Source organism: Mesorhizobium sp. M1396, assembly GCF_040317725.1.
Lineage (GTDB): Bacteria > Pseudomonadota > Alphaproteobacteria > Rhizobiales > Rhizobiaceae > Mesorhizobium.
Genome location: NZ_JAMYLA010000001.1, coordinates 199,765 through 220,801, shown reverse-complemented (window position 1 = coordinate 220,801; position 21,037 = coordinate 199,765). Strand labels below are relative to the sequence as shown.

Genomic DNA, 21,037 nt, shown 5'->3' with positions numbered 1-21,037 from the left:
TGATTAAGGTGAGGTCGATCTCGTCACGAAGCACGACCAAAAGGGCGTTTGCACCGGCTTCGCCATTCACGGCGAGGCCCAACGAGGCCGACGCCCGGTCATGAGCGTGTTGGCGCCAAGGCCGATATATTTCGAATATGGCTTCCAATACGGGCCCGAAGGCCTGCCTGACGCCAAACATCGCGGTGCCTTTCGGCTCTATGATGTCGCGGGCTGAATGAACGGTCCGGTTGGGATATTTTCATGACAAAAAAATACAACAAAATCAGCGATATTTCAATCTTGCATCGTTTGAAATGTTAGGATTTCATGGATACATGGGGAATTATCTCAGCCATTGACGTTAAATTAACATCACGGTATGGTTCGTTCGATCCATTGGGTGTCATCGCTTGTATCACCGTGCGCGTTGATCGTCGCTATGTCTGTTGCCCTTGCTCCAGCCTGCAGGATTGCCTTGCAGTGCGCATCGCCAGACGCTGAAAGAGGCGGTGACCATGCCCAGTCTGCTCGGAATCGATAACGGTCTCACGGTTACCAAGGCGGTGATCTTCGATGCCGATGGCACGCAATTGTCGGTGGCGCGTCGGCGGATTCCGCAATCGATGCCCCATGCACGCTGGGTGGAGCGCGACATGATCGGCCTCTGGCAAGCGACCGCCGACGCAATCAAGGAGGCGATCGCATTGTGCGGCCGGCCGGCCGACGACATCAAGGCGGTGGCGGCGACCGCGCATGGCGACGGCCTCTATTTGCTCGACAAGGATCGTCGGCCGCTGGGGCCTGGAATCCTGTCGCTCGACAGCCGCGCCGGCGAGATTGTCGAAAGATGGTCGGCGGATCGGGTCTTCGAAGACGCGTTGGCGCGCACCGGCCAGGCGCCGCACGTCTCGGCGCCATCGGCGCTGCTGGCCTGGATCAGGAAAAACGAACCCGATCGCTATGGGCGCATCGGACATATACTGGCCTGCAAGGACTGGCTGCGTTTTTGCTTGTCGGGCACGATCGGTACCGACCGCACGGAGGCCAGCACCTCATTCACGGATTTCCAGACGCAAGCCTTCGCGCCTGAAGCATTGCGTATTTTCGGACTGGACGATCTTTTCGATGCGCTGCCGCCGATGGCGCATTCGGCCGACATCGTCGGCCACGTCACCGCCAATGCCGCCCAAATGACCGGCCTTGCCAAGGGAACACCCGTCGCTTGCGGACTGCATGACGTGACTGCCTCGGCGCTCGGCATGGGCGGCCATGAGGAGGGCGTGCTTGCCATCGTCGCCGGGACCTATTCGATCAACGAAGTCGTCTCATCGGAACCGCGTGCCGACCCGCGCTGGTTCTGTCGCAACGCCATCGATGCGGGCCATTGGAACAACATGGCGATCTCACCGGCCTCGACCGCAAACTACGACTGGTTTCTCGACACGTTCTGCCGCTCGGAGCAGGAAAAGGCATCGCTAGAGGGTGGCTCGATCCATGAGTTGCTGGCAGCAGAGATCGCCGCGGCGCTGAAGAACCGGTCGTCCATCCTGTTTCACCCCTATCTGTTCGGCTCCCCCTTTGGCGATGTCGCCAGCGGCAGCTTTGTCGGCCTTCACGGCTGGCACAATCGCGGCGATATGCTGAAGGCGGTTCTGGAAGGCATTGTCTTCAATCATCGCACCCATGTCGAAGCTCTGCGCGAAGGTTTTGTCGTTCGCGAAATCCGCCTGACCGGCGGCGGTTCGCGCAATCCAGCCTTCGTCCAGATGTTCGCCGATGTGCTGAATGCCCCGGTCACCATCACCTCGACCGACGAGGCTGCCGCCTTTGGCGCTGCCCTTTGCGCGGGTGCCGCGGTCGGCATCTTCGCGACGCCGCAACAAGGTGCCAGGCAGGTCGGCATGACGGCGCGCCAATACGAGCCAGTGCCTGCCTCCAGTGCTGTGTTCAACGAGCGCTTTTCCCTCTATGGCCGCATAGCAGATGCGCTCGAACCGCACTGGCCGGAGATCGAGAAGCTGGCGCGGCAAGACACCGGGGGAACCACATGATCAAGGCCGACGAACGACGCGAAGAGATCGCCGACTATGTGATCAAGCTCGGCCAGGTTCGCATCGACGATCTGGTCGAGCATTTCGGCGTATCGCGCATGACCATCCACCGGCACATCGACCGGCTGGCGCAGCAGGGCGTGCTGCGCAAGCTGCACGGTGCGGTGACGGTTCAGCCGTCCGGCCTCTACGAAAGCGCCTTCCGCTATCGGGTGACGGTCAACCGGGCCGAGAAGGATGCGCTGGCGCGGGCAGCACTGGATTGTGTCGAAGCCGGCCAGGTGGTCATGCTGGACGATTCCTCGACGGCAAACGCCGTCGCCACGCTGCTGCTCGACGTCAAGCCGCTGACCGTCATCACCAACTCCGTGGCGACGGCGTCGCTGCTGACCAATGTCGATGATATCGACTTCATCTGCCTCGGCGGCCAGTACCACGCCACCTACAATGCCTATATCGGCATCGTCTGCGAGAACGCCGTGGCGCAGCTGCGCGCCAATGTGCTGATCTGTTCGGCTTCGGCCATCACCGGAACCACCGCCTTCATTCAGGATCCCAATGTCGTGCGGGTCAAGCAGGCGATGATGGCCGCATCGGTCAAGCGTATCCTTTTGATCGACCATGCCAAGTTCGACAGGATCGCGCTGCATGTCTTCGACGATCTGACCAGCTTCGACGTCGTGCTGGTAACCGAAGGCCTAGGCGATGCGCGGGCGCAAGCCCTCGAACGGGCCGGCGTCAAGCTGCGCGTCGTCAAGACGAAAGCACCATGAGCCCAGCTGAAGGAACACGTACGGAAAAACCTGCCGGGCGTCTGGTCGCCATGGCGGGGATCGGCGAGGTCGACGTCGTCATTCTCGGCGCCGGCATCAACGGGGCGGGCTTGTTTCGCGACCTGTGCGCGCAGGGCGTCGGCTGCCTGATCGTCGACAAGGCGGACTTCGGTTCGGGCACCAGTGCCGCGCCATCGCGGCTCATCCATGGCGGCCTGAAATATCTCGAAACCGGCGAGTTCGGTCTCGTGGCGCAGTCGACGCTCGAACGCAATTTGCTTTTGAAAAACGCGCCGCACTATGTCAGCCCGCTGCCGACCGTCATCCCGATCTTTTCCTGGAGCAAGGGCATGCTGGCGGCGCTGCGAACGCTGTTCGGCTCGACCAGCGCGCCGCGCAGCCGCGGCGCCATCCTGATCAAGATCGGCCTGATGATCTATGATTTCTATGGCTCGCGAAACCAGGTCATGCCGCGCCACCGCATGGTCGGGCGGCGCCAGGCGCTCAGCGGGATGCCGGCGCTCAATCCTTCGATCGTAGCCACCGGCACCTACTACGACGCCAAGATAAGCCACCCTGAAAGGCTGGTGCTCGAACTGATCCTCGATGGACTGCGGGCAAATGCGGCCTCGGCCAGCGCGAACTACACGGCGCTGATGGCTTCGGCCGATGGCGTGCTCACCTTCCAGCCGGAAAACGGCGCGGCATTTTCGGTGCGGCCCAAGCTGGTGGTCAATGCCGCCGGTCCCTGGATCGATGACGTCAACGATTTGCTTGGTGCGCCGTCGAAGATGATCGGCGGCACCAAGGGCTCGCACATCCTGCTGAGGCATAACGAACTGGTCGAAAGCCTGGCCGGGCGCATGCTCTATTTCGAGGCCGACGACGGCCGCATCTGCCTTGTCTATGACTATCTCGGCCTGGCGCTGGTCGGCTCCACCGACATCAAGGCCGACAACCCCGACGCGGTGCGCTGCGAGCCTGACGAAGTCGAGTACCTGCTCGACAGCGTGCGGACGCTGCTGCCGGGAATGGCGTTCGAGCGCGACCAGATCGTCTATGCCTATAGCGGCATCAGGCCGCTGCCGGCCTCGGATGCATCGTTGCCCGGGCTGATCAGCCGCGATCACTCGGCGCCGGTCGCCGAGCCGGATCGAAACAGACCTTTCGCGATCATCTCGCTGGTCGGCGGCAAATGGACGACATTCCGTGGCTTCGCCGAGGAAGTCGCCGACACCGTGCTCGATCGTCTGCAGTGCAGCCGCAAGGTGACGACGCAAGCCATGCCGATTGGCGGTGGCAGGGATTTTCCGCCCGATGCTTTGGCACGTATAGACTGGCTGGCCCGGGCGCGATCGGAAACGGGCATCGAGGAACGGCGCCTCGATCAACTGCTGTCGCGATACGGCACCAGAGCCACGCAGGTCGCCAAGCACGGGTCGGATGATGAGGGTCGACTGCCGGATTCAGAAAGCTACAGCCGGTCGGAAATTGACTACATCGTCCGCAACGAATTCGTCGAACATCTGGCTGATATCGTCATGCGCCGCAGCACCTTGGCGATTGCCGGTTCCCTGACAGGCCGGGACTTGCGGGAGATTGCGTCGATCGCCGCGCGGGCGCTTGACTGGAGTGCTGGGCGCATTGCGCAGGAAATCGAGGCCGCGGTTGTGGAACTCGAGGGCCGGAACCTGATGCGGTTGGACTGACCGCGTCATTGGACAATGCCGATACTCTTTCTTGAGGCAATCCTATCGGTTTGCCCATAGCTTCGCATGTGCAAACGCCGCAACTCACATCCTGATTGGGATTTTTGTCCAATCGGATATACGTGATTAAAAACAAATGATTAACTGAAATTTTAGCGGCAGCGACCTCTGCAAACCCGCTGTCTATAGCGTTAGATAACGTCGGTTGACGTTAAATTAACACAACAGTATGATCGCCTAACATGCCGACCTCCTAATAAGCCTACGCTGACCGCCGATACCCCGGCAAGCCGGCGTATCGGCGAGGGGCAAGGCCTGTGAATTCCCACCGAGGATATGCGCCAAATCGGGTGAGGGATTGACAGCAATGCAAGGATGTGAAAATTTTTGCAGATAAAGATAATAATATCATCTCAGGGAGGAGATGGCTTGAAATCCGGCGGAACCGCTAACCGCGACCATGAATCCAGCCTCGCCACGCGCGCGGCCTGGCTTCACTATGCCGGGGGTCTGACGCAGGCCCAGGTGGCCAAGCGGCTTGGCCTGACCAGCCTCAAGGCGCACCGGCTCATCACCAAGGCCAACCAGGAGGGCCTGGTCAGGGTCTTTATCGACGGCGACGTCGCCGAGTGTGTGGAGTTGGAGCAGCGCCTGACCGCCGCATACGGGCTCGACTATTGCGAGGTGGTTCCGGATCTCGACCAGGAAGACCTGCCGCTGAAGGGGCTGGGCATCGCCGGCGCCCAGTTTCTCAAGCGCGAGATCGATCGTGGCGAAGACATGCTGATCGGCGTCGGCCATGGCCGCACCCTTGCCGCAAGCGTCGAGTATCTGACACGCACCGCCGCCGCCCATATCCGCTTCGTCTCGCTGCTTGGCGGCGTGACGCGCAAATTTGCCGCCAACCCGCACGATGTCATGCATCGCCTGGCCGAGCGGACCGGCGCGCAGGCCTATGTGATGCCGGTGCCTTTCGTCGCCAACACCGCCGAGGACCGTGAGGTGCTGCTTGGCCAGCGCGGCATCAGCGATGTCTTCGCTCTCGCAAGCCGGTCCGACCTGATGTTCGTCGGAATAGGGACCGCCGAGCGGGAAGCGTCGCTGGTCGCTACCGGCATGATCGAACATTCCGAAATCGATGAGGTCAAACGCGATGGCGGCGTCGGCGAGTTGCTCGCCCATTTCTTCGACGACAAGGGGCGCCCGGTGGAAACGGCGCTGTCGGAAAGAATCCTGGCGCTGCCGCGTGACCAGTTGAAAGGCCGCAGGATCGTCGCCGTCGCCGGCGGCAAGGTGAAGGTGCGGGCGATCAAGGCGGTGCTCGAAAGCCGTTATCTGAGCGGCTTGATCACCGACGAATCCACCGCCCGTGCCCTTGTCGAACAGAACCAATCCAATGGTGCCAAGCGCCATGTGAACGGAGGATCGTCAAATGCGTGACAAGCGCGGATCTGCTTTGCTGGCGGTTGCGTCATGAGCGCGAAGGCTGTCACCGCATCGACCCGGCAGACCTCGCCCGGCCTGCGTCGGGCACTTGCCGGCGCCGCGGTTCTCGTCCTGCTCGGCGCCATGGCGCTCGACACCAAGGTGGTCAGGATCGGTTCCGCGGGCGACGTTCGCAGCGTCGTCTTTTCCGCGATCGACTACGGCAAGTCGGAATTTCCCAAGGTGCAGGCCGATGTCGAGGCTCGTGCCGCCGACGCGGTGACGGTGGCGACGGCGATCGCCAAGGACAGGGCAACGGCCGAAAAGGAATACGGCGTGCCCGCGGGTGTCGGGCCGGTCATCTCGGTCAAGTTCAGCGGCGTCGTCGGCGAGGGAAAATCGGGCATCTACAAGGTCGCAGTCGACGGTTTGCCCGACACGTTGATGGTCCGCGTGCAGACGGGACCGGCGATCAACGGAACCGAGCTGCGCGATGCCACCGGCAAGATCACATTCGGCCAATTCACCAACCAGATCGAATACCAGGACGCCGGCTCGGCGCTGAACAACGAGATGAAGAAGGAAGTCCTGGCAAAAATCGACACCGGCACCTTGAACGGCAAGACCATATCGGTGGTTGGCGCCTTCAAGCTGGTCAATCCGAAGAGCTGGCTGGTCACTCCCGTGAGGCTGGAGGTCAAATGAACTTGGCTGCCGGCACCGGATCCGCGAATGGCGACGCCGTGCTTTCGGCGCGCAACATTGTCATGTCGTATGGCGGCGTCCATGCGCTCAAGGGCGTCAATTTCGACATCCATCGCGGCAAGGTCACGACGCTGTTTGGGGAAAATGGCGCCGGCAAGTCGACGCTGATGAAGATCCTGTCTGGAGTGGTCACGCCGACATCCGGCGACATCGTGCTCGACGGCAATCTCGTCAGTTTTTCCTCGTCCTCGGACGCGCGCGATCGCGGCATCTCGATCATCCACCAGGAACTCAGCCTGGCGCCGAACCTCAGCGTTCGCGACAACATCTTCATGGGCCGCGAACTGCGCACCAGGACTGGCCTCGACTTCGCCGAGGAGTCGCGCCAGGCGCGCGCGCTGATGGCCGATCTCGAGGAGGACATCGATCCGATGACCTTGGTCGAGGATCTGCGCCTCGGGCAGCAGCAGATCGTCGAGATCGCACGGGCGCTGTCGGTCGATTCCCGCATCCTGATTATGGACGAGCCGACCTCGGCGCTCAGTGCCACAGAGGTGGAGGTGCTGTTCAAGGTGATCCGCGATTTGACCAGCCGCGGCGTTTCCATCGTCTACATATCGCATCATCTCGAAGAGGCGCTGCAGATCACCGACTACGCCGTCGTCCTGCGCGACGGCGCGATCACGGCGACAGCCGAAGCCAGGGACATCGACCTCGAGTGGATCGTGCGCAACATGGTCGGCGAGAATTTCGATCTCGGCTCGCCACCGACCGGTCATGAGTTCGGCGAGGTCGCCCTGTCGATCGAGGATGTCAGCGTTGTCGACACTTCGGGCTCCGGTTATTCCGTGGTCGATCATCTGTCGCTGGACGTCAGAGCGGGCGAGATCGTCTGCATCTATGGGTTGATGGGCGCCGGGCGCACGGAATTGCTGGAAGCCGTCGCCGGACGGGTACCGATGGCGGGCGGCCGCGCGCTTCTGGAGGGCGAGGACGTCTCGGGACTGAGCATTGCCCAGCGCATCGCCAAGGGTCTTGTGTTGGTCCCCGAGGATCGCCAGCGCGACGGACTGGTGCAGACCATGACCGTCGGCCGCAATCTCTCGCTTGCCAGCATCGAAGCGTTCGCCAAGGGGCTGTTTCTGTCCCGCTCCAGGGAGCGCGGGCTGGTCGAGGATTCGATCCGCAAGGTGACCATCAAGACCGCTGGCGGCAACGCCATGATCGGATCGCTTTCGGGCGGCAATCAGCAGAAGGTGGTCATCGGCAAGATGCTGACGACCAACCCCAAGGTCATCCTTCTCGACGAGCCGAGCCGCGGCATCGATGTCGGCGCCAAGGCCGAGGTTTTCCGCTTGCTGAGCGAACGCGCCGCGCAGGGCCTTGCGGTGATCTTCTCCACTTCGGAGGTCAACGAGTGCCTTAGCATCGCGCACCGCATCGTCGTCATGCGGCGCGGCAGGATTTCAGCCGAGTTCGGCGCCAACGCCACCAAAGAGCAGATCATGGCCGCCTCCGGCGAAGCCGTGATCGCCTGATCACCAGGAACTTCGGAGCCCAGACCATGACCGACGTCAGCCAGGCCAGAAAACAGTCCAGTCCGAGCGCGGGCGGCGAAGGCTTCGATCTCGCCAAGCTGCTGCTCGAAGGCCGCGCTTTCTTTGCCCTGATCGTCATCATCGTCGTCTTCTCGTTCCTGTCGCCCTACTACCTCTCGGTGGCGAATTTCCTGACCATGGCTTCGCATGTAGCCATCTTCGGAATCCTCGCCGTCGGCATGCTGCTCGTCATCCTCAATGGCGGCATCGACCTGTCGGTGGGATCGACGCTCGGGCTCGCCGGCGTCGTTGCCGGATTCCTGATGCAGGGCGTGACGCTGACCTGGCTGGGCATCGTTCTCTACCCGCCGGTCTGGGTGGTCGCCGTGCTTGCCTGCATGCTGGGCGCCGTTGTCGGGCTGATCAACGGCGTGCTTATCGCGCGCTTCAAGGTTCCGGCCTTCGTCGCGACGCTCGGCGTCATGTACATGGCGCGAGGCCTGGCGCTGCTGATGACCAGCGGCCTGACCTACAACAATCTCGGCGGCAAGCCGGAGCTGGGAAACACCGGCTTCGATGCGCTTGGCTTCAACCGCCTGTTCGGCGTGCCGACCGGCGTGGTGGTTCTCGTGGTGATCGCGCTCATCGGCAGCATCGTCCTGAACCGCACCGCCTTCGGACGCTGGCTCTATGCCTCGGGCGGCAATGAGCGCGCGGCCGAACTGTCCGGCGTTCCGGTCAAGACCGTGCAGATTTCCGTTTATGTGCTGTCAGGCATCTGTGCCGCCATTGCCGGCCTGATCCTGTCTTCGCAGCTGACGTCGGCGGGACCGACCGCCGGCACCACTTACGAACTGACGGCCATCGCGGCCGTCGTCATCGGTGGCGCGGCACTGACCGGCGGGCGCGGCAATATCCGCGGAACCCTGCTCGGGGCCTTCGTCATCGGCTTCCTGTCCGATGGTCTGGTGATCATCGGCATCTCATCCTACTGGCAGACAGTGTTCACGGGCGCCGTCATCGTACTCGCCGTGCTGCTCAATGCCGTTCAGTATCGCCGCCGTAGCAAGCTCCCGGCTTCGACGGGTGGCCAACCGACTTCTCAGAAACGGGGGAAGGCCGAAGCGGCCAATCCTGCCCAAGGGAAGACTGCCAGATGAACTGGCAGCAACACCGCGTAGTCATTGGAGGAATGTACATGAAAACCATGCTTAAGAGCTTGCTCGCCGCCGCGATGGTCGTCGGGTTTACGGCGGCCGCGTCGGCCGCGGGCCTGATCTCGATCATCGTCAACGATCCGGCCAACCCCTACTGGCTGACCGAGGGCAACGTCGCCAAGGCCGAAGCCGAGAAGCTCGGCTATACGGCCAATGTCGGCGCCCACAAGGGCGACACCAACACGGAAAGCAACCTGATCGACACCGCCATCACCAACAAGTCGGTGGCCATCATCCTCGATCCGGCCAATGCCGACGGCTCTGTCGGCGCGGTGAAGAAGGCGATTGCCGCCAACATCCCGGTTTTCCTCGTCAATGCCGAGATCAACCAGGAAGGCCTCGCCAAGGGGCAGCTCGTTTCCAACAACGCGCAGGGCGCCGCTCTGGGTGCCCAGCAATGGGTGCAGGCGGTCGGTGAAAAGGGCAAATATGTCGAACTGCTCGGCGCCCCGTCGGACAACAATGCAGCCACGCGCTCGAATGGCTACGCGACTGTGCTGAGCCAGTATCCGGACCTCGAAAAGGTTGCTTCGCAAGTTGCCAACTGGGACCGTACCCAAGGCCACGACAAGATGCAGAGCATGCTGCAGGCCAATCCCGACATCATCGCCGTGATCAGCGGTAATGACGAAATGGCGCTCGGTGCGGTTGCGGCGCTGAAGGAGGCCGGCAAGCTGGCTGGCATCAAGGTCGGCGGCTTCGACGGCTCCCCGGATGCGGTTGCGGCGATCAAGTCCGGTGAACTGCAGTACACCGTGCTTCAGCCGGTCGCCATCTTCTCGGCCAAGGCCGTGCAGCAGGCGGACTCGTTCATCAAGACGGGCGCCACCGGTGCGGCGACCGAGAAGCAGCTGTTCGATTGCCTTCTCATCACCAAGGACAATGTCGACAAGTACACGGCACCCTTCGTGCTGTCTGAGTAAAACCTGCACAGGGGGTGTCCTTGCGGACACTCCCTGCCTCTTCTACGAGATTGCCCTCGTGAACTGCCTTCATCACCAACCGGAATTTGCGTCATGAAAGACCTGCTGATCGGCATCGACGCGGGAACGTCGGTGATCAAATCGGTCGCTTTCGATCTGTCCGGGCGGCAGCTCGCCATGACGTCGGTGCCCAACAGCTTCGTGACGCTGGAAGGCGGCGGCGCCGAGCAGGACCTCGATCAGACCTGGCGCGACATGGCCCGGACCGTTCGCGATCTCGCGGCCAAAATCCCCGACCTCGCGCAACGAACCGCGGCGGTTGCCATCACCGGGCAGGGCGACGGAACCTGGCTGATCGATGGCAACGGCTTGCCTGTCTCGCGCGCGTGGCTGTGGCTCGATGCCCGCGCCGGACATCTGGTGGACGAGATGCGCGCCGATCCCCGGGATCGCAAACGGTTCGAGCTCACCGGCACGGGGCTTAATTCCTGTCAGCAGGGTGCCCAGTTGGCCTTCATGAAAAAGAACAGTCCGGACATGCTGGAGCGGGCGGCGACCGCACTGCATTGCAAGGATTGGCTCTACTTCAAGATGACGGGCGAACGCGCCACCGACCCGTCCGAAGGAACCTTCACCTTCGGCGATTTTCGGTCGCGCACCTATTCCGACGAAGCCCTCGACATACTGGATCTGACGACGCATCGCCGCCTGTTGCCTCCCATGCTCGAAGGCACCACGGACCATCATCCGCTGTCTCGGCCGGCGGCAGCTGAGACCGGCCTGCTCGAGGGCACGCCGGTTGTGCTGGGGTACGTGGATATGGTCATGACGGCTCTCGGAGCCGGCCTCTATGATCCCTCAGGCAATGTCGGCTGCACGGTCATCGGCTCGACCGGCATACACACGCGCTTCGCGGCCACTCCCGACGATGTCATTCTGAACGACGATGGGTCCGGCTACACGATCGCCATGCCTGTCCCGGGCGGCTATGCGCAACTGCAGTCCAACATGGCGGCGACGCTCAACATCGACTGGCTGCTTGGCCTTGCGCGCGACGTGCTCGCCACGGCTGGCGGGAAGCCTTCTCATGACGAGTTGCTGAAGGCCCTCGATGTGTGGGTGGAAGCATCGGAGCCGGGATCGCTGATTTACCAGCCTTACATCTCGTTGGCCGGCGAAAGAGGGCCGTTCGTCGACCCCGACGCCCGCGCCGGCTTCATCGGCCTTTCAGTCAAGCACGGCTTCGGCGACCTGGCGCGCGCCGTGCTCGAAGGGTTGGCCTTCGCCGCACGCGATTGCTACCAGGCGATGGGCACCGTGCCGGGCGAGATACGGCTGTCGGGCGGCGCCGCGCGCAGCCCGTCCCTACGCCGCATCATCGCGGCGGCGACAAGGGCGCAAGTACGCACCAGCAGCCGCCAGGAAGCCGGCGCGGCAGGCGCCGCGATGATGGCCGCGGTCGGCCTCGGCGTCTATGGATCGATGGAAGACTGCGCCGCCGAGTGGGTGACGCCGCTTCTCGGCGACTGCGATGCCTATGACGAGGCGCTTTCGCAAACTTACGATGCGCTCTTCCCTTCCTTCGTTGCGGCGCACCGGGCGCTTCGGCCGGTGTGGAAGGGCATGGCGCACCGCACAGGAGCAAGATCTTGAGCAATACAACAAATGTCGTCGATCTCTTCGTGATCGGCGGCGGCGTCAATGGGGCCGGCATAGCGCGTGACGCGGCAGGTCGCGGGCTGTCCGTCATCCTGTGCGAGAAGGACGATCTCGCTCAAGGCACCAGCTCGCGCTCCGGCAAGCTGGTGCATGGCGGCCTGCGCTACCTGGAGTATTATGAATTCAGGCTGGTTCGCGAAGCGTTGATCGAACGCGAGGTGCTGCTCGAGGCGGCGCCGCACATCATCTGGCCCATGCGCTTCGTTCTTCCGCACAGCCCGCAAGACAGGCCGGCCTGGCTGGTCCGGCTCGGGCTTTTTCTTTACGACCACCTCGGCGGCCGCAAGCGGCTGCCGGGAACCAGGACGCTTGATCTGAGAACGTCGCCGGAAGGCGCGCCGATCAAGGACGAATTCAAGCGCGGCTTCGAATATTCAGACTGCTGGGTCGACGATGCGCGCCTGGTGCTGCTCAACGCCCTGGACGCCAGGCAGCGCGGCGCAAGGGTGCTCACGCGCACAGCCTGTATCGCGGCGCGCCGTGAAGACGGATTGTGGTCGATCGACATGCAGGATGGCCGTACGGGTGCGGTCACGAAAGTCCGGGCGCGGGCACTGATCAACGCGGCGGGGCCATGGGTCAACGACATTGTCAGCCGCGTCGCCGGCCAGAATTCCACGCGCAATGTTCGCTTGGTGAAAGGCAGCCATATCGTCGTGCCCAAGTTCTGGGAGGGACGGCAGGCCTATCTCATCCAGAACAGCGACAAGCGGGTGATCTTCGTCAACCCCTATGAGAACGATCTGGCGCTGATCGGCACGACCGACATTCCCTACGAAGGCAGGCCCGAGGAAGTGGCGGCCGAGGCCAGCGAAGTCGATTACCTGATCAAGGTGGTCAATCGCTATTTCAAGCGGCAGCTCACACCTCAGGACGTGGTCCACAGTTTCTCCGGCGTGCGTCCGCTCTATGACGACAATGCCGACAACCCAAGCGCGGTGACTCGCGACTATATTTTCGAACTCGACGCCTCCAATGGTAACGCGCCCCTGCTTTCGGTATTCGGCGGCAAGATCACCACCTTCCGCAAGCTGTCCGAACATGCGCTGGAAAAGATCCAGCCGTTCTTTCCGGCGATGAAGAAAGCCTGGACGGCCAATAGTCCTTTGCCGGGCGGCGACATGCCGAACGCGGACTTCGAACAGTTCCTGAGCGACTTGCATTCCGAGTTTTTGTGGCTCAGTCCATCGCTGGTGAAGCACTACGCTCGAAGCTATGGAACCCGTGCCAGGCAATTGCTCGCCGGCGCACGAAGCGCGACGGATCTCGGCCGCCGCTTCGGCCCCGATTTTTATGAACGGGAGGCGAAATTCCTGGTCGAGACCGAATGGGCCGGCACATCAGCCGATATACTGGAACGCCGCACCAAACACGGCCTGCATATCAATGCAGCCGAGCGGAAGGCGTTCGAAGACTGGTTTGGTAACATCATGGCAACGGCAGACTGATGGCCTTCACGCTTTCCCTCAACACCAATCCCTTGGTCAACCGCTTCGCCGATCCAGACGATTTGATCGACGCGATTGCATACGGCATCGGCATCCGCGACGTGCAACTGACGCACGAATTCGTCAATCCGGGCTGGCCGGCGCCAACGATTGCCAAATTCCTGCGCATGTTCAACAGCGCCTTGGCGCGGACCGGTGTCAGGATCACCTCCGGCATGACCGGGCCTTATGGCCGGCTCAACCATTTCGGCCACCCGGACGCGGATGTCCGGCGCTACTATGTCGATTGGTTCAAGACATTCGCCGACATTTCCGCCGAACTCGGCGCATCAGGCATGGGCACGCAGTTCGCCATCTTCACCTATAAGGATTTTGACGATCCGCAACGGCGGGCGGCGCTATTCGACATCGCGCTCGAATGCTGGCGCGAGGTGGCCGAACACGCCAAGGCGGCAGGTCTGACATACCTGTTCTGGGAGCCGATGTCGGTGGGCCGCGAGTTCGGCCACACGATCGAAAGCTGCGCCACGCTGCAAAGCGCCATCGATGCGGCGAACCTGTCCATCCCGATGCAGATGATGGTGGATATCGACCATGGCGACGTCACCTCGCCCGATCCTGCCGACACCGATTCCTACGCCTGGGCGAAGGCGTTTCCATTGCGGTCACCGATCATCCATATCAAGCAGTCTTCCATGAACAAGGGCGGGCACTGGCCGTTCACTGCCGCCTACAACAAGGACGGCCGCATAGTTCCGCAAAAGCTGCTGGATGCGGTTCGGCAGGGCGGCGGAACCGACAACGAAATTTGCCTTGAACTTTCCTTCAGGGAGAGGGAACCAGTCGACCATCAGGTTATCGATATGATCCGCGAGTCGGTGGATTTCTGGGCGCCCTACATCGATAGTGGCCGCGACAGTCTAAAGCCTCGGGCTTGAGTGAAATGCCGGCTCGACGCCGGCACTGGTGGCCAGGAAAACACGCGTTGAAGGAGAAAGGAATGACCCCATATTGGGTCGGCACGAGCTGGAAGATGAACAAGACGCTGTCGGAGGCGCTGCAGTTCGCCGATACGCTTGCGGCCTTCGTGCCGGGTTTCGATCAGGCGATACAGCCCTTTGTCATTCCGCCGTTCACCGCCGCGCGGCAAGTCAAGGCAGCGCTTGCCAACACCCGCGTGAAGGTCGGCGCCCAGAACATGCATTGGGCCGACGCCGGCGCCTGGACGGGGGAGATCTCGCCGGTGATGTTGAAAGATTGCGGGCTGGATCTGATCGAACTCGGCCATAGCGAACGCCGCGAGCATTTCGGCGAAACGGATGCGACCGTGGGATTGAAAACGGCGGCTGCGGTCAGGCACGGTTTCGTGCCGCTGATTTGCGTCGGCGAGACGCTGGGCGAGCGTGAATCCGGCCGCGCCGAGGCGGTGTTGACGGCACAGGTTCTCGGCGCGCTGCAGGAGCTGAGCGGCGATCAGCTGAAGGCAGAAATCCTCTTTGCCTACGAGCCGGTCTGGGCGATCGGCGAGAAGGGCATTCCCGCTAGCGCCGACTATGCCGACAAGCAGCAGGCGCTGATCAAGAAGGTTGCCGCCGACCGGTTGCCGATTGCCCCGCCTGTGCTTTACGGCGGCAGCGTCAATCCCGGCAACGCGGCCGACCTGATCGGCCAGCCGCATATCGACGGCCTGTTCATCGGCCGCTCGGCGTGGCAAGCGGAAGGCTATATCGACATTCTGAAAAAGGCGTCGGCCGCAATAGCGCGCTGACCTCGAAGCAAGAAGGAGTTCATCACCATGAAGATCGCACTTGGAGCCGACAGCGCCGGCAAGCCACTGCTCGATGTCATCGCCAAGCATCTCGCCACCAAGCCGGAGTTGCAGGTCGTTGATCTCAGCCAAACCGGATTCTACGCCGATATCGCCGCCGCGGTCGGCCACGAAATTGTGGACGGCAACTACGACCGGGCCATCCTGTTTTGCGGCACCGGCATTGGCGTCAGCATCTCCGCCAACAAAGTGCCGGGCATTCGCGCCGCGTTGACCCACGACACCTATTCCGCCGAGCGCGCCGCCAAGTCCAACAATGCCCAGATCATCACCATGGGCGCCCGCGTCATCGGCCCGGAACTGGCGAAATCGATCGCCGACGCGTGGCTGGCCTCGGAGTTCGATCCGAACGGCCCCTCCGCCGCAAACGTGGAAGCCGTCGACAAACTCGACGCCAAGCGCTGACGCGAGGGACCTGCTGCTGAGTTATCTGGTCAAGGCGACCCGCATCGCCTCGATCACGGTCACGGCGGACGCGGCGCCTGGGTCCATATGGCCAATGGAGCGCTCGCCTAGGCGGGAAGCCCGGCCCTTGGTGGCGACCATCCCCTTGGTCGCTTCCGCGCCTGTCTTTGCCGCCTGCGCGGCGGCCTCGAGACTGCCCGCCAGATCCTTGCCGGAAGTCAGCGCTTCGCCCGCCGCTTGCGCTGCCGGCTCCCATGCATCGATCATCGTCTTTTCACCTGATACGGCCTTGCCGCGATCCTGAATGCCCTTGGCCATGGCCTGGAACAGGGCGATCACGTCCGCGTCGTCAAGCGTCGTCTTGCCCTTGACGGCTGCCGCACCGCGCATGAACGCGGTGGCATAGAGTGGACCGGAGGAGGCACCGACGGCGTTCAGGAACGACTTTGCCGCCGTGTTGAGCAAGGTGGTCGGATCGGTCGCCCCGATATCAAGTATGGCTACCGCATCGCGTGCCGCGGAAAATCCAAGCTCCATCGCGATGCCGTGGTCGGCGTCGCCGATAACCCCGTCAAGCGCGCACAGCCTGTCCTTGTCCGCTGACATGGCGGTTGCGATCGTTGCGAACATGCCTGCAAGGCGGGCGGTGTCGATTGTCGTCACGTCTTTGTCCTTGCCGCAGAGCAGGTTTAGCCGGCGCGAAACATGGCGCAGTCGCATGGGTGGTCCAGCATCGTCTGCAACTCGCCGTCCAGCCGATGCAAGGTGATAGAGGCACCCGCCATTTCAAGCGAGGTGCAGTAATTGCCGACCCAGCTTGCGTGGATGGACACACCGACATCATCGAGCCTCTGCTTCACGCGCCGGTTCATGATGTAGAGTTCCATCAGCGGTGTCGAACCAAGCGAGTTGACGAGTACCGCGACCTTGTCGCCGCGCGCCGGCGCCATCTCGTCGAGGATCCTGTCCAGCATCTCGTCGGTGATCTCGTCGGCTGTCTTCAGCTTTCCGCGCGCGATACCTGGTTCGCCGTGGATGCCCATGCCGATTTCCATCTCGTCCGGACCGATCTCGAAATTCGGCCGGCGGGTCTGCGGCAGAGAACAAGGCGAAAGCGCCACGCCCATGGTGAAAGTGTGGTCGTTGGCCTTCCCGGCGATACGCTCGCATTCGTCGAAGGACAGCATCCGGTCGCAGGCGGCGCCGGCCGCCTTGAAGATAAAGAAATTGCCGGCGACTCCGCGCCTCTCGTGCCGCTGGTCGCGCGGTGCCGAGGCGACGTCGTCGGTGCTCAGCACCGTGCGCACCTCGATGTCGTCCATGGCAGCCTTCTCGGCGGCCATGTCGAAATTCATCACGTCGCCTGCATAGTTGCCGTACATGAAGAGCACGCCGGCGCCGCCGCTGACTGCCTTGGCGCATTCGAGGATCGGGTCGGGGGGCGGCGAGGCGAAGACGTTGCCGATGGCCGCCGCGTCGGCCAGCCCCTTGCCGACGAAGCCGAGAAAGCTCGGCTCATGGCCCGAGCCGCCGCCGATCACGAGGCCGACCTTGCCTTGGCGCGGTCCGTCGCGGGCGATGATGGAGCGTGGACTGCCGTCCACGCTTTTGAGATGGCGAGGATGCGCGGCGAGAATGCCTTCCAGCATCTCGTCGACGGCGCGGTTGCCGTCATTGATGATCTTCTTGGTCTGCACCGGCATCCTCCCGATTTCGGCATTTTCGCAGATGATACCGGGTGTTACCGGGATTTCCACCCGGCAAGGAGTATTTCACGCGTAGAGATGTTCCCGCCGGCCACACCTGGACGCAATATTGGCTGTTTCAATCGCTGAGGCCATCGCGGATGGCCGAGAAATAGCGATCGGTTCCGACCTGGCCGCCCTTGAGCGCAACCTCCAGCCCGTCGATAGCCTTGATGCGCGAATGGGCAACGCAAAGCGGGGAACCCGGCGAAGCGGGCAGCGGCATGCGAATTGTCAGGGCATCAATGCCCATCTCGCCGAGGGCGTGGCTCGACGTGTCACCGCCCGCAATGACCACGCGCCGCAGGCTCTGTTCGATCGTCAGATTGCGAAGGATTTCTCCGAGGCCGCGGCCAAGTCTGTGGCGGGCGCCTGCCTGCCGGTCGATTTCGGCGCCCCTGTCGGCAGTAGGGCCAAGCGCGGTGTAGAGAATGACGCTGCGCCCGGCTTGCAGACTGGCACGGCCGCTTGCCGTAGCGCGCGCGATCGCCTGCTCCGAAGCCAGCGAAACCAGTTCGACCGGATCGACTTCGATGCCGTCGAAACCATCGGTCAGGGCATGCCGGATCTGCCGTTCGGTGGTCGGCGAGCAACTGCCCGACACGACGGCGATCCGGTCGGCGGCGCCCGGCGGCGTGAAGCCATGTCCGGCGCTGACGATGCCATTCGACGCCCATTCGGCCAGCAACGCGTACTCGACCCCGGACGAGCCCACGACAAAGGAACCACCGGGCTTGCGAACGCGCCACAGCTCGTTGCCGGCCAGGGCTTGCGTTTCCAGATTGTCGACATCGACAAGCACGATGGCGGTGCCGTTCCCGGTCAGGCGATCGAATGCCGCCGACCGCGACGCGGACTGCAGCGTCGCAAGGTCGACCAGCCCGGAGCTCAGCGCCGTCTGCCGCGATAGATGGATTAGCAGATCGGCCTCATCCATCGGCGTCGTCGGGTGACGGCTCATCACGGGGTGGCGGTCGATGCGGAAATATTGGTCGCGATAGGCCGCGAACAGATGGCCGAAGGCGGTGTAGCGCTTGAGCTGCGGCGCGCCGACCAGCAGCGGCACGCTGTCTTGCGCGAACACCGAGCGGCCGATTTCGATGGCCCGGCCGATGCTGCCGATCGTCGGGCTGGAATCGAAAGTCGAGCATACCTTGTAATGGCAGATCGCGGCATTGAGCGTCTTCAGCCAGGCGAAGGCTTCGCGCAGATGCGTGTCCATCCAATGCGGCGTCTCGCTGCGGCTGGTGCCGGCCAGCCCGATCGCCCGGCAATGCGCGAAGCGCGACAGCAAGGCCTCGTCCGGCTGGCGCATGAACAGCACGGTCGGCACGCCGCCGAGCTCAAGCGCTTCCATGACATCGGTCGAGCCGGTCAGGTCGTCGCCATAATAGCTGAGAAGCAGGTCTTGCATGGCTTCAGGCTGCCTTGCCGTCGCCGAATTTTTCGATCGACCGGGCCAGTTCGGGATGGTTCAGGGCGAAGTCGGCAAGTGGAATGCCGTCGACCGCCGCTTGCCAGGCTTGCTGCACGGCGCGCACGCCGGCGCCCGGCCCGTCCGGATGGCTGACGATACCGCCGCCGCAGAGATAGAGGAGGTCGACCGTCCGGCCGGTTCGTTCGTACGTTTCGGGGGCCTGGCCGCCCCACTGGCCGGAGCCCGCCACTGGCAATGCGCAGTCCTCGGGCGAGAAGATCGGCGTCGTCACCGCCTTGAACGACTCGACGAAAGAGTCGTCAGGCTCCCAGTATTTCGAGGCGATGCCGTTGATCTGGAACTGGTCGACGCCGAGCAGCCGCCAGAACTGCTGCCAGACCTTGAAGTCCATGCCGAGGCCGGGGTGGCGGGTGAGGATGTCCCAGCCGTTGCGATGGGCGTGCAGCACCAGGCTGGACCGTTTTCTCAGGAAGGCAATGCCACCGAAGCCGATGGAATTGATGTTGACAACAGCGCAATTTCCGCCGGCCTTCACAACCAGATCATGATTGCGCATCAACTCGTCCGGGTCGGCATGCGAGATGCCGAAGGCATACATCACCTTCTTGCCGGCCTTCTGCTCGTGGTCGAGGATGAGCGGCATGATCGCCTTCACCCGTTCCGACAGCGGCGAATAGGCCGGGCTCATCAGCTTCTCATCGTCCTTGATGAAATCAACGCCTGCAGCGATCAGTTCCGCCACCATTGCCGCCGTCTCGTGCGGCCGCAGGCCAAGCGCCGGCTTGACGATGGTACCGATGATCGGGCGGTCTGCGACGCCGGTCAGCCGGCGGCTGCCGGCGACACCGAACTGTGGGCCGGGATGCGCGCCCCGAAAATCCTCCGGCAGCTTCATGTCGACGACGCGAATTCCGGTTAGGCCCTTGATCGAATAGGTGCCGCCGATGGCAATTGTCATCAGTGCCGAAAGGTCGGTGCCGATGGCATCGAACGGAAAGGCGATATCGATATCCGCACGCTTGAACGGCCCGTTGCCGTCATCGGGAAGCGACGGCCGCTCGGCATCGGGCAGAGGCCGTATCGCCAGCACGCGCGCCGCCACCCGGGCCTTCAGCTCCTCGGTCTCGCCAGGCAGTGCGACGAAGGTTCCGGTCGACTGGTCGCTGGCGATCTTGGCGGCCAGCGCTTCGATGCTGCCAGGCGTTTCGATGCGATAGGTGAGGGTGATCATGGTCTGCTGTCTCAGGCCGAGCGTTCGAAAAAGGTTCACCGGTGTTCGAAATCTGGTATAATGAGTACATAAGTATTGCAAGACATATCCGCCTGGAAGCCTTGGGCGGATCGACAGACGGCAATTTCCGGGAATTGTGGCGGCAGTGTTAGATAGGGCCGGGTCAAGGGAGTGATTCGCGACGATGAACCGTTCGGAACCGATTGTCCGGCGCAAGCTTTCCGACGAGGTCTTCTTGCGGCTGAAGCGCCTGATCACCAGCGGCGAATTGATGCCGGGCGATGACATGCCGTCGGAGCGAGAGCTGATGGAGCGCTTCGAGGTCGGCAGGCCGGCGATCCGCGAGGCGATGCAGGCGCTGAGCAATATGGGGCTTGTCGCGATCTCGCATGGCGAGCGCGCCAAGGTGCTGCAACTCACCGCCAAGTCGATCATCAAGCAGGTCGATGGCGCCGCCAAGATCATCCTGTCGTCATCGAAGGACACGCTGGAGCACCTGAAGACCGCACGCATCTTCTTCGAGCGCGGCATGGTCAGGGAGGCCGCCGAAAAGGCCACCGCCGAGGATGTGCAGCGGCTGCGGGCCACAATTGCCGAACAGCGCGGCTTTCGCGGTGATTCCGAAGCCTTCATATCCGCCGACATGAAATTCCATACCCAGATCGCCGCAATTTCCGGCAACCCGATCTATGTCGCCGTCAGCGAGGCGATGCTCGGCTGGTTGAAGGAATACCACACCGAAATGCTGATCTGGACCGGCAAGGAAAACTTCACGCTCACCGAGCATGAAGAGATCATCGGCCGCATCGAAAGGAAGGATGCCGACGGCGCCGAGAAGGCGATGATCAAGCACCTTGAGCGCTCGCGCGCGCTCTATGTGATGAACTCCGAAAAGTAACT

Annotated in this window: 18 protein-coding genes; 14 read left to right on the top strand and 4 right to left on the bottom strand. The window is 62.7% G+C overall.

The features are described from left to right. Positions 1 to 497: 497 nt before the first annotated feature. The 13 genes from NKH02_RS01045 (at position 498) to derI (ending at position 15,723) form a co-directional block, all read left to right on the top strand. Positions 498 to 2,033, top strand: a complete 1,536-nt coding sequence (locus NKH02_RS01045) for an FGGY-family carbohydrate kinase (RefSeq protein WP_352875703.1) — start codon at positions 498 to 500, stop codon at positions 2,031 to 2,033. Beyond that, entirely contained in the window at positions 2,030 to 2,806 is a 777-nt protein-coding gene (locus NKH02_RS01040; RefSeq protein ID WP_352875702.1) for a DeoR/GlpR family DNA-binding transcription regulator, read from the top strand. Before NKH02_RS01045 ends, NKH02_RS01040 begins: the two co-directional genes overlap by 4 nt. Further along, on the top strand, positions 2,803 to 4,515 hold the full coding sequence (locus tag NKH02_RS01035; RefSeq protein ID WP_502913760.1) for a glycerol-3-phosphate dehydrogenase/oxidase: 1,713 nt from the start codon (positions 2,803 to 2,805) through the stop codon (positions 4,513 to 4,515). The genes NKH02_RS01040 and NKH02_RS01035 overlap by 4 nt, the downstream gene beginning before the upstream one ends. 429 nt (positions 4,516 to 4,944) lie before the next feature. After that, entirely contained in the window at positions 4,945 to 5,955 is a 1,011-nt protein-coding gene (locus NKH02_RS01030) for a sugar-binding transcriptional regulator (RefSeq protein ID WP_352875701.1), read from the top strand. Positions 5,956 to 5,988: 33 nt separating this feature from the next. Beyond that, positions 5,989 to 6,645: a DUF2291 family protein gene (locus NKH02_RS01025; RefSeq protein WP_352875700.1), complete on the top strand. Its 657-nt coding sequence runs from the start codon at positions 5,989 to 5,991 to the stop codon at positions 6,643 to 6,645. Continuing rightward, complete coding sequence (locus NKH02_RS01020; protein WP_352875698.1) at positions 6,642 to 8,183, top strand: sugar ABC transporter ATP-binding protein; 1,542 nt, start codon at positions 6,642 to 6,644, stop codon at positions 8,181 to 8,183. Before NKH02_RS01025 ends, NKH02_RS01020 begins: the two co-directional genes overlap by 4 nt. A 26-nt stretch (positions 8,184 to 8,209) precedes the next feature. Then, positions 8,210 to 9,343, top strand: a complete 1,134-nt coding sequence (locus NKH02_RS01015; RefSeq protein ID WP_352866796.1) for an ABC transporter permease — start codon at positions 8,210 to 8,212, stop codon at positions 9,341 to 9,343. A gap of 38 nt (positions 9,344 to 9,381) precedes the next feature. Next, positions 9,382 to 10,323 (top strand): D-ribose ABC transporter substrate-binding protein, encoded by a 942-nt coding sequence (locus NKH02_RS01010; RefSeq protein ID WP_502913071.1) that lies wholly within the window; start codon positions 9,382 to 9,384, stop codon positions 10,321 to 10,323. 93 nt (positions 10,324 to 10,416) lie between these two features. Then, the gene (locus NKH02_RS01005) at positions 10,417 to 11,976 is read left to right on the top strand and encodes an FGGY-family carbohydrate kinase (protein WP_352875697.1); all 1,560 of its coding nucleotides are present in this window, start codon (positions 10,417 to 10,419) and stop codon (positions 11,974 to 11,976) included. Further along, a complete protein-coding gene (locus NKH02_RS01000; RefSeq protein ID WP_352875696.1) occupies positions 11,973 to 13,490 on the top strand; it encodes a glycerol-3-phosphate dehydrogenase in 1,518 nt (505 codons plus the stop codon). The genes NKH02_RS01005 and NKH02_RS01000 overlap by 4 nt, the downstream gene beginning before the upstream one ends. Next, complete coding sequence (locus tag NKH02_RS00995; protein WP_352875695.1) at positions 13,490 to 14,428, top strand: sugar phosphate isomerase/epimerase family protein; 939 nt, start codon at positions 13,490 to 13,492, stop codon at positions 14,426 to 14,428. The genes NKH02_RS01000 and NKH02_RS00995 overlap by 1 nt, the downstream gene beginning before the upstream one ends. Before the next feature lie 62 nt (positions 14,429 to 14,490). After that, on the top strand, positions 14,491 to 15,258 hold the full coding sequence (locus tag NKH02_RS00990) for a triose-phosphate isomerase (protein ID WP_352875693.1): 768 nt from the start codon (positions 14,491 to 14,493) through the stop codon (positions 15,256 to 15,258). A 27-nt stretch (positions 15,259 to 15,285) separates the two neighbouring features. Beyond that, positions 15,286 to 15,723 (top strand): D-erythrulose-4-phosphate isomerase, encoded by a 438-nt coding sequence (gene derI / locus NKH02_RS00985; protein ID WP_352866808.1) that lies wholly within the window; start codon positions 15,286 to 15,288, stop codon positions 15,721 to 15,723. Between the two features lie 21 nt (positions 15,724 to 15,744). Here derI and dhaL read toward each other — a convergent pair whose 3' ends face one another. The 4 genes from dhaL to oiaX form a co-directional block, all read right to left on the bottom strand. After that, positions 15,745 to 16,386 carry a dihydroxyacetone kinase subunit DhaL gene (gene dhaL / locus NKH02_RS00980; protein WP_352875691.1) on the bottom strand — a complete coding sequence of 214 codons (642 nt, stop codon included), beginning with the start codon at positions 16,384 to 16,386 and terminating at the stop codon, positions 15,745 to 15,747. A gap of 26 nt (positions 16,387 to 16,412) precedes the next feature. Continuing rightward, positions 16,413 to 17,420, bottom strand: coding sequence for a dihydroxyacetone kinase subunit DhaK (locus NKH02_RS00975; RefSeq protein ID WP_352875689.1), 1,008 nt, complete (start codon positions 17,418 to 17,420; stop codon positions 16,413 to 16,415). A 127-nt stretch (positions 17,421 to 17,547) separates the two neighbouring features. Then, positions 17,548 to 18,882 carry a four-carbon acid sugar kinase family protein gene (locus tag NKH02_RS00970; RefSeq protein ID WP_352875688.1) on the bottom strand — a complete coding sequence of 445 codons (1,335 nt, stop codon included), beginning with the start codon at positions 18,880 to 18,882 and terminating at the stop codon, positions 17,548 to 17,550. A 4-nt stretch (positions 18,883 to 18,886) separates the two neighbouring features. Next, positions 18,887 to 20,137 carry a 3-oxo-isoapionate-4-phosphate decarboxylase OiaX gene (gene oiaX / locus NKH02_RS00965; RefSeq protein WP_352875747.1) on the bottom strand — a complete coding sequence of 417 codons (1,251 nt, stop codon included), beginning with the start codon at positions 20,135 to 20,137 and terminating at the stop codon, positions 18,887 to 18,889. Positions 20,138 to 20,321: 184 nt separating this feature from the next. On the opposite strand from oiaX, the gene NKH02_RS00960 reads away from it, so the two are divergent. After that, positions 20,322 to 21,035 carry a transcriptional regulator NanR gene (locus NKH02_RS00960; protein WP_352875687.1) on the top strand — a complete coding sequence of 238 codons (714 nt, stop codon included), beginning with the start codon at positions 20,322 to 20,324 and terminating at the stop codon, positions 21,033 to 21,035. Positions 21,036 to 21,037: the final 2 nt, after the last annotated feature.

Coding starts and splice junctions, on each gene's coding strand:
- NKH02_RS01045 (WP_352875703.1), top strand. CDS start 498: ATGCCCAGTCTGCTCGGAATCGATAACGGTCTCACGGTTACCAAGGCG.
- NKH02_RS01040 (WP_352875702.1), top strand. CDS start 2,030: ATGATCAAGGCCGACGAACGACGCGAAGAGATCGCCGACTATGTGATC.
- NKH02_RS01035 (WP_502913760.1), top strand. CDS start 2,803: ATGAGCCCAGCTGAAGGAACACGTACGGAAAAACCTGCCGGGCGTCTG.
- NKH02_RS01025 (WP_352875700.1), top strand. CDS start 5,989: ATGAGCGCGAAGGCTGTCACCGCATCGACCCGGCAGACCTCGCCCGGC.
- NKH02_RS01020 (WP_352875698.1), top strand. CDS start 6,642: ATGAACTTGGCTGCCGGCACCGGATCCGCGAATGGCGACGCCGTGCTT.
- NKH02_RS01015 (WP_352866796.1), top strand. CDS start 8,210: ATGACCGACGTCAGCCAGGCCAGAAAACAGTCCAGTCCGAGCGCGGGC.
- NKH02_RS01010 (WP_502913071.1), top strand. CDS start 9,382: ATGAAAACCATGCTTAAGAGCTTGCTCGCCGCCGCGATGGTCGTCGGG.
- NKH02_RS01005 (WP_352875697.1), top strand. CDS start 10,417: ATGAAAGACCTGCTGATCGGCATCGACGCGGGAACGTCGGTGATCAAA.
- NKH02_RS00995 (WP_352875695.1), top strand. CDS start 13,490: ATGGCCTTCACGCTTTCCCTCAACACCAATCCCTTGGTCAACCGCTTC.
- NKH02_RS00990 (WP_352875693.1), top strand. CDS start 14,491: ATGACCCCATATTGGGTCGGCACGAGCTGGAAGATGAACAAGACGCTG.
- derI (WP_352866808.1), top strand. CDS start 15,286: ATGAAGATCGCACTTGGAGCCGACAGCGCCGGCAAGCCACTGCTCGAT.
- NKH02_RS00970 (WP_352875688.1), bottom strand. CDS start 18,882: ATGCAAGACCTGCTTCTCAGCTATTATGGCGACGACCTGACCGGCTCG.
- oiaX (WP_352875747.1), bottom strand. CDS start 20,137: ATGATCACCCTCACCTATCGCATCGAAACGCCTGGCAGCATCGAAGCG.
- NKH02_RS00960 (WP_352875687.1), top strand. CDS start 20,322: ATGAACCGTTCGGAACCGATTGTCCGGCGCAAGCTTTCCGACGAGGTC.